We start from the raw sequence: 7,678 nt of genomic DNA on the forward strand, positions 1-7,678 counted from the left end.
GGGGTGGTGCGGTCGCCGGTATCGTGTTCCTGACTGAAGTTTTAGTCAAGAGTCAACTTGACTGAAATTTCAGGCAGTGTCAGGCTTGGGGCGCTGGCCTGCGCGGACACCGCGGGGTGGGGCACCAATACGGCCCTGCCCCGATCGCCGGAGTGCGGCCGTCGTGTGAGTATCCATAACGGGACCTGACCTTTCGGAGCCGCCTGATGTACGAGCGCACCCTCTCCCGCCGCGCCGCCTTGACCTCCGCGCTGGGAATCGGAGCAGTCGCGTTGGGTACGGCAGCTTGTGGAAGCAGCAGCTCGGACGGCAGTGATGCAGCGGCAGGCTCCTCCTCGACTACGGGCACGAGCGCGAGCACTAGCCCGAGCCCGAGCGCCACCGGGACATCGACCCGGGTGTTCGGCGCGGAGTGGGACCCACACCTGCGCACGTTCATGGCCTGGCCGGCCTCCGACGCCATCTGGGGCGATCAGTTGCCGGCCGTCCAGGCGGACATCGCCACGCTCGCCAAGACGATCTCCGGCTTCGAACACGTGGTACTCCTCGCACGTCCGGAGCAGCAGGCCGCCGCACAAAGCGCCGTGGGCTCCGGCGTCGAGGTGATCCCGATCCCGGTGGACGACCTGTGGATCCGGGACACCGGGCCGGTGTTCGTGCAGGACGCGGGGAAGACCGCCGGCGTCACCTTCCACTTCAACGGCTGGGGCAACAAGCAACAGCACGCCCTGGACGCCGGAGTCGCCGCGGCGATCATCCAGAAGTACCAGATCCCGGGCATCGACTCCGGCATGGTCGCCGAGGGCGGCGCGCTGGAGACCGACGGCAAGGGCACGTTGATGGCCACCGAGAGCTCGCTGGTCAACGAAAACCGCAACCCGGGCAAGACCCGCGACCAGATCGAGCAGCTGCTGAAGACCGCACTCGGAGTCAGGAAGGTGATCTGGTTCACCGGCGTGAAGGGCCAGGACATCACCGACGCGCACGTAGACTGTCTGGCGAGGTTCGCGGCGTCCGGAGCCGTGCTGCTGGACAAGTCGTTCCCGGGGCTGCCCTCGGACGTCTGGTCACGCGCTTCGGACCAGGCGCGCACGGTGCTCGCCGACGCGACGGACGCGGCGGGGCGCAAGGTGCGGGTCGTGGACCTGCCGCAGCCGGATCCGGACAAGATCACCGGGAAGGGGGACGCGTTCGTGTCCTCGTACGCGAACTTCTTCGTGGCGAACGGTGCGGTGATCATGCCGAAGTTCGGCGACGCGGACGCCGACGACCAGGCCGCGGGAATCCTCGGCGAGCACTTCCCGGGGCGCAAGGTGGTGCCGGTGGCGATCGACGCGATCGCGGCCGGCGGAGGCGGGATCCACTGCTCGACGCACGACATGCCGGGGACGGCGTGAGCGGCCTGTCGTTCCGCAGGCCCGGACGCTCGACAGCTGATTCGCACAGGCTGCTCGCGACCACCGCGGTGATCGTCGCCGTCGTGCTCGCCATGAGTGTCGGCCTGTGGCTCTGGATCGGCGAACGCTTGGCCCTGGACAGCCAGTACGACCTGGCGTCCACGGCGCCGAACCGGATCGACGTCACCGCCTCCATCCAGCGCGTGGACGCCGCCGGCCGGGAGCTGACGCTGCGCGTGCTGGTCGTGCCGCGCGGCGCGTACGCCGATCCGCAGGGCCTGTCCCCCGCCGGCAATCTGGTGATCCAGACCTCCTCGGCGGTCCGTGCCGACCTCAACTACGTGGCGCACTCGCGTATCTCGACCACCGACGTGGCGGTGGCGTTGTCCGGCGGGGCGATCACCGACTATCCCGTCGACGCGTACGACACCGAGATCGACTTCACCGCCTCGTTCGAGGGGCGCCAGGTCCCGGTGAACACCACGCTGAGCAACAACGACGTGTTGTTCGCGACCCGGGTGGACGCCGAGTCCGTGAACGGCACAGCCGTCTACACAGTCGGCGTCGCGCGCTCGGACAGTGTCCTGGCCTTCGCGGTGTTCATGATGGCGGCGATGTGGGCGTTGGCGATCGCGGTCGCCATCGGCGCGCGGTTCCTGGTACGGCATCGCAAGGGGCTGACGTGGCCGGCGCTGGGGTGGATGGCGGCATCGTTGTTCGCGTTGGCGGCGTTCCGGAACACCGCGCCGGGAAACCCGCCGATCGGGTCGATCCTGGACTACGCGGCGTTCCTGTGGGCCGAGGCGATCATCGCGGTGTGCGTCATCGTGACGGTGTTGTCGGGGAACCGGGTGGAGGGCTCGCCGCGTCCGGTGGAGGGCTCGTCAGGCTCGTCACCGTGAGGTCGCGGCCGGCGCCGATCCCGACGACGGCCTGGACGGCGGCGAGCGCGGCGAGCAGCGTCAGCGGGACGACCCAACCGCCGGTGAAGCCGTGCAGCGCGCCGAGCAGCAGCGGGCCGATCGCGGCCACCAGGTAGCCCACGGACTGGGCCATCGCGGCCAGAGCTGCGGCCTGCGGTCCTTCCGCTGCGCGCTGCCCTTGGAACGTCAGGGCCAACACCAGCGTCGCGCCGCCGCCGAAGCCGGTCAGGACGCAGGTCACCAGGGCCAGGCCCGGTGCCACGGCGAGCAGCGCGAAGCCCGCGGCGGTGAGCACGGAGGTGGTCGCGGCGAGCAGGCGCTGGTCGGGGCTGCGGCGTGTGAGCAGGGGCAGGGTGACGCTGGCGAGCAGGCCCACGGCCTGGAACAGGAAGAGCTCCCAGCCTGCGGTGGCCGCGGAGGTGCCGTGGTCGTGGACGATGCTGGGGAGCCAGGAGATCGTGGAGTAGAAACCCAGGGACTGCAGGCCCATGAACAGGCTGACTTGCCAGGCCAGGGCGGAGCGCCAGAGGCTCGGGGTTTTCGCGGGGATGGCTGCGGGACCCGGCGCCGCATCCGACTCCCGGCTCAGGTGCGGCAGCCACGCGGGGATCGCCAGCACCGCGAGCAGCGCCCAGCAGCCCAGGGCGGTGCGCCAGCCGCCGGGCAACACGTCGGCCAGCGGCACCGACACGCCCGAGGAGATCGCGGCGACCAGGCCCATCGCGGTCACGTAGACGCTGGTGACCTGGCCGACCCGGGCCTTCGGCACGGTGCTGCGGACGATCGGCGGCAGCAGGACGTTGCCGACGGCGATCGCGGCGGCGATGACGACGGTCCCGCCGAACAGGAACGGGATGCCCGGCAGCGAGCGGATGACCAGCCCGGCGGCCAGGACCGGCAGCGACAACGCGAGGACGCGCGGCGCCCCGTAGCGACGTGCTGCGCGACCGGCCAGCGGCGAGGTCGAGGCGAAGGTCAGCAGCGGCAGCGTGACGAGGAGTCCGCCCCACGTCTCGGACAGGCCGGTGGCGTGCTCGACGGTCGGCAGGAGCGGGCCGACCCCGGTGATGCCGCCGCGCAGGTTCGCGGCCGCGAGGATGATCGCGATCAGCAGCGAAGTGGTCAGGGCGGCCGGGTTGGGCGAAGCGGTGTCGTGGGCGGCCTTCTCGTCCACGCGCATGAAGGTGATCATATGCGGCCCTGTAGGGGGCACTGTCGGCGGCGGGCCGTACCGTATCCGGTCATGGGACTGGGAATTTCGGTGGGCATGCTGTGTGATCAGGCGCGGAACGACCCCGAGGGCTTCGAGGTGCACCGCGACGGCTTCGAGCGGCTGTCGCGGGCGCTGGCGGCGGAGGGGATCGAGTGGAAGGAGCCGGAGGTCATCCACACGGACGACGAGCACGACTTCTCCGGCGGATTCCCTTACGGCTACCTGGCGCACCTGCGGCGGGCGTTCACGCTCGCGGGGCACGACGAGCCGGTGACGGCGGCCTCTGCGGCCGGCGAGGAGGAGTACGCGGAGGACATGGAGGAGGTCGCCGACGAGTCGACGATGTTCGCCTCGCACCTGCTCTGCCACGCGGACGACGCCGGGTACTACGTCCCGGTCGACTTCGAGGACCCGCTGTTCCTGCCGGAGGAGGCGGAGGTCGCGGGCGGCGGGATGGTCGGGTCCAGCCAGCGGTTGCTGGCCGAGCTGCTGGGGTTCGCGGCGGCGATCGGGGTGCGGATCGACGAGAAGGGGGTGCCGAACACGGCGGAGGAGGCGGTGGCGGGCGGGTTCGCGGATGCCGAGGCGTTCGATGCGGAGCGGTTTGCGTGGACGGCGCTTTACGGGGCTTGCTTGGCGAGCGTGGAGAGCGGGCACGCGATCGTCTTTTGCTGACGGGGTTGCGGGACCCGCAACCCGCTGGCGCATGAAGGCCGCATAAAGGCTTCGCGCCCACGCGCCAGGCGTGAGCGCGAAGCACTAGCGAAGCACTAGCGAACCGGTCGGCCGTCAGCCCGACGTCACGCAGTTGTCAGCGCTGTTCGACCACAACCCCTGCACGTCATAGGTCCCCGTCGACAGCGTCTCGTAGGCGTCCAGGTTCACGCACTCGTCGCCGATCTCGCCGCCGTTGGCGTTGTACCAGCCGTTGGTCGGCCAGAAGTCGGTGAGCGATTCGGCGTACTCGTGCGTCTCCGTGGACTCGATGCCGGAGAGCAGGCGGCCGTCGGTCTCCGTGGTGCAGGCGCCGGCGCCCATGTCGGGGACGTACGGGAGGTTCGTGTAGGCCAGCGTCCCGTAGGCGGACTGCGTCTGGTCGTGCCAGCCGCAGAAGCCGCTGTTCGGGAACCCGTCGGGGTGGGTCCCGGAGGCCGAGACGATGACGTACTGCGCGTTGTTGTTCGGGTCCTGCGTCGTGTTGCCGAAGTGCGCCGCCGCGTTGGCCGCCTCGGTGGCCAGGTCGGCGGCGGCCGGGCTGTCCGGCTCGGCGTTGGCGTCGTCGAACCAGACCCCGGCCAGCGGCGACGACGTCGGGTGCTGGATCGCGGTGCCGCCGGCGCTGCAGTCGGTGGAGCCGGCAGCGATGCCCTCGCAGTACTGGTTCATGATCGCGCCCCAGGTGTCCTGGTCGCCGTAGAGGCCGTTGAACATCCCCTGCAGGTCGTCGGCCACGCCCGCGGTGTCGTTGGAGTGCCACTGGGAACCCCAGAAGACGAGGTACACCGTCGGCGTCGGGGACACGGCCCCGGTGGTGTTGCTCGTCTGCAACGACAGCGTGTTGGCGCTGGTGAGGCCGTGCGTGGCATGGCTCACGGTGCGCGCGTGGATCGGCTTGACGCCGTGGTGCTTCGCGGCGGCGGGAGCGTGCGCCTGGGCCGGGCCCGCGGTGAAGCTGAGGGCTGCGACTCCGGCGGCCAGGGCGGCGGCCGTGTTGCGAAGCAGGCGGCGGGTGGAGCGCTTTGTGGGCATTGCTTCTCCTGACAGTGCGGTACGGTGCTCGGTGATTCACAGGGTGCGACTACCGCGGCAGGACGTAAAGGAATGTTCTGTCAAACAAGGATCAAAGGCTGGCAAAAAAGACTCATGCGTCTGGCCTCGTCAGCGCATGCACGTGAATACGTGGGCATGCGAAAGGGCGGCGGCCTTTCGGCCGCCACCCTTATTTCACTGGATTCTGTCGCGCAGTCTCACTCCTGAGGCGGCGCCGCCGATGTCCCGCCTGGCGCCGACGTCGGCCCCGAGGTCGGCGCCACCGGCCGCTGCCGCCGCCCGCGCAGCAGCCCCAGCCCGCCGGCCAGCACCAGCAGCACGAACCCGAGCGCCAGCAGGATGATCGGCAGATACACCCCGAGCCAGCGGATTACCGTGCGTCCGTGCCGCGCATCGTCGGCCGCCTTCTGGGCGCTCGCCGGAGCGGTCTGGTACGTGGCCGCGACCGCCGGGATCAGCGGGACCGTCGTGCCGTTCGGCAGCGCGATCGCCGCGATCCGCTGCTGGTTGCGCTGCACGTCGATGACCAGACCGGTGTTCGGGTCGATCCAGAACGTGGAGTCGTCCTGGAACGTGTACGCCAGCGTCACCTCGGCCGGCAGCTCCGGCAGGATCTGCGCCAGCTGTCCGGCCTGCGCGGCGGGCAGCGCTCCGGCCGTGCCGAGCAGCTTGAGCAGGCTGGAGGGCAGCTGCTTGGGCAGCGTGGCCAGGATCTGCGGGTCCACGATCTTCGTCGGGGGGACCTTGGCCTCGTAGGCGTAGGTCGTGATGCCCTGCTTCTTCTCCGACCGCAGATACGTCAGCGTCGCCACGGTCTGCGTCTCCGGCGTCCACCCCTGGTAGTTCTTCTTCTTCGCGCCGAAGGGCCAGCTCACGGTCAGCCCCTGCGCGGGGATGACGTTCCAGCTGCTGGGGTGGCCGCTCACCGCCTCCAGCGACTTGCGGTCCACCGCGTACTCCCACTTGGTCTGCTCGACCTTGGTCCCGCCCGCCGAGGTCGTCCGCGAGTCGCTGATCAGGGCCTTGCCGCCGGAGGTCTTCTCGACCTTCACGTCCTGCGCCACCGACATCGGCACGTTCTGCTTGATCGCGCCGAGCAGGTTGCCCGAGGCCAGCGCCGTCGGATCGAGCAGGGACTGGAAGGTCCCCTCGTAGGTGCGGGAGATGTTCTTGCCGTCCGGGATCCGGGCCACGTAGCTCGGCGTGATCCACCACGCCATCAGTGCGGCGGCGACAAGGGAGAGCACGCCGACAACGGCGCACGCGATGCGTGTCTTGGTCACAGCGTCAGTGTCCGAGTGCTGACGGCGAAAGGCCAGCTGAGGGACCCCAACGAGTGACAACGCCGCGTACTGCTTCACTCGGACAGCGGAAGCTCCCCCGGTTCGCCGCTGAACGCGACGCGGCCGCGGTTGAGGACGTGCACGACTCCGGCGGCGCCGAGTGTCGCAGGGAGCGACTGCGCCGCCAGCACAACCGTGCGACCCTCGGCCGCCAGCGCCAGCAGGCGTCGGTGCAGGCGGGCGACGACGGCCGGGGCGAGGCCGCGGTCGGGTTCGTCGAGGACGAGGAGGCGGGGTCGGCGTAGCAGGGCACGACACAGCGCCACCAGCTGCCGCTGGCCGCCGGACAGGGTCTCGGCGCGGCGGTCGAACAGGGTGAGCAGTTCGGGGAAGGTCTCGGCGACTTCGGGGCTGGAGTGCGCGTCCGGGCCCAGGTTCTCGGCGACGGTCAGCGAGCCGAACACCGCGTGCTCGGCGGGGACGAAGGCCAGGCCGAGGCGGGCTCGGCGGTAGGCGGGTAGGGCGGTGACGTCGCGTCCTTGCCAGAGGCAGCGTCCTGCGGAGAGCGGGACCGCGCCGGCCAGGGCACGGAGCGCCGTGGTGCGGCCGGCGCCGTTGCGGCCGATCAGGACCGTGACGCGGCCTGCGGGGAAGGCCAGGTCGACGCCGTGCAGGGCTTCGAGGGGGCCGTAGCGGACGCGGGCGTCGCGCAGTTCCGCCTCGACACTCATGCCTTGCCCCACAGGGCGCCGACCTCGGGATCGGCGAGCACCGTCGCGGCCGGGCCGCGGGCGACGACGCGGCCGGCGGCCATCACGCAGACGGTGTCGGCGAGCTCTGCGATGAGGTCGACGTCGTGTTCCACCAGGAGGAGCGCCATGCCTTCGGCGCTGAGCGCGCGCAGCATCGCGGCGAGGCGGGCGGCTTCGGCGGCGTCCAGGCCGGCGGCGGGTTCGTCGAGGAGCAGGACGCGCGGGGTGGCGGCGAGGGCGCGGGCGAGTTCGACCATGCGGAGGGTGCCGGTCGGGAGGTCGGAGACGGGGTGGTCGCGTAGGGCCGACAGGCCGGCGAGGCGCAGGGCGCGGTCGGTGG

General features: G+C 70.7%; 8 protein-coding genes. 3 read left to right on the forward strand and 5 right to left on the reverse strand.

From position 1 onward, the window contains the following. The first annotated feature begins 206 nt into the window (after positions 1 to 206). Positions 207 to 1,397, forward strand: a complete 1,191-nt coding sequence (locus GWK61_RS50885; protein ID WP_194921219.1) for an agmatine deiminase family protein — start codon at positions 207 to 209, stop codon at positions 1,395 to 1,397. After that, positions 1,394 to 2,299, forward strand: coding sequence for a DUF4436 family protein (locus GWK61_RS50890; protein WP_323748148.1), 906 nt, complete (start codon positions 1,394 to 1,396; stop codon positions 2,297 to 2,299). Before GWK61_RS50885 ends, GWK61_RS50890 begins: the two co-directional genes overlap by 4 nt. Here the strand turns inward: GWK61_RS50890 and GWK61_RS50895 are convergent. Next, positions 2,220 to 3,500 (reverse strand): CynX/NimT family MFS transporter, encoded by a 1,281-nt coding sequence (locus GWK61_RS50895; RefSeq protein ID WP_228564334.1) that lies wholly within the window; start codon positions 3,498 to 3,500, stop codon positions 2,220 to 2,222. The two genes, GWK61_RS50890 and GWK61_RS50895, sit on opposite strands and share 80 nt — an antisense overlap. Positions 3,501 to 3,563: 63 nt before the next feature. On the opposite strand from GWK61_RS50895, the gene GWK61_RS50900 reads away from it, so the two are divergent. Then, complete coding sequence (locus tag GWK61_RS50900; RefSeq protein ID WP_194921222.1) at positions 3,564 to 4,208, forward strand: putative DNA-mimic protein; 645 nt, start codon at positions 3,564 to 3,566, stop codon at positions 4,206 to 4,208. Positions 4,209 to 4,322: 114 nt separating this feature from the next. Here GWK61_RS50900 and GWK61_RS50905 read toward each other — a convergent pair whose 3' ends face one another. The 4 genes from GWK61_RS50905 to GWK61_RS50920 form a co-directional block, all read right to left on the reverse strand. Next, a complete protein-coding gene (locus GWK61_RS50905; protein ID WP_194921224.1) occupies positions 4,323 to 5,282 on the reverse strand; it encodes a hypothetical protein in 960 nt (319 codons plus the stop codon). Between the two features lie 218 nt (positions 5,283 to 5,500). Further along, complete coding sequence (locus GWK61_RS50910) at positions 5,501 to 6,586, reverse strand: PorA family protein (protein WP_194921226.1); 1,086 nt, start codon at positions 6,584 to 6,586, stop codon at positions 5,501 to 5,503. A 74-nt stretch (positions 6,587 to 6,660) separates the two neighbouring features. After that, entirely contained in the window at positions 6,661 to 7,317 is a 657-nt protein-coding gene (locus GWK61_RS50915) for an ATP-binding cassette domain-containing protein (protein WP_194921228.1), read from the reverse strand. After that, positions 7,314 to 7,678: ATP-binding cassette domain-containing protein (locus GWK61_RS50920; RefSeq protein WP_194921238.1), on the reverse strand; the 365-nt coding region annotated here is incomplete at its 5' end. The genes GWK61_RS50915 and GWK61_RS50920, both read right to left, overlap by 4 nt.

It is taken from the genome of Catenulispora rubra (assembly GCF_015356825.1).
GTDB lineage: Bacteria > Actinomycetota > Actinomycetes > Streptomycetales > Catenulisporaceae > Catenulispora > Catenulispora rubra.

Coding starts and splice junctions, on each gene's coding strand:
- GWK61_RS50915 (WP_194921228.1), bottom strand. CDS start 7,317: ATGAGTGTCGAGGCGGAACTGCGCGACGCCCGCGTCCGCTACGGCCCC.
- GWK61_RS50885 (WP_194921219.1), top strand. CDS start 207: ATGTACGAGCGCACCCTCTCCCGCCGCGCCGCCTTGACCTCCGCGCTG.
- GWK61_RS50900 (WP_194921222.1), top strand. CDS start 3,564: ATGGGACTGGGAATTTCGGTGGGCATGCTGTGTGATCAGGCGCGGAAC.
- GWK61_RS50895 (WP_228564334.1), bottom strand. CDS start 3,500: ATGCGCGTGGACGAGAAGGCCGCCCACGACACCGCTTCGCCCAACCCG.
- GWK61_RS50905 (WP_194921224.1), bottom strand. CDS start 5,282: ATGCCCACAAAGCGCTCCACCCGCCGCCTGCTTCGCAACACGGCCGCC.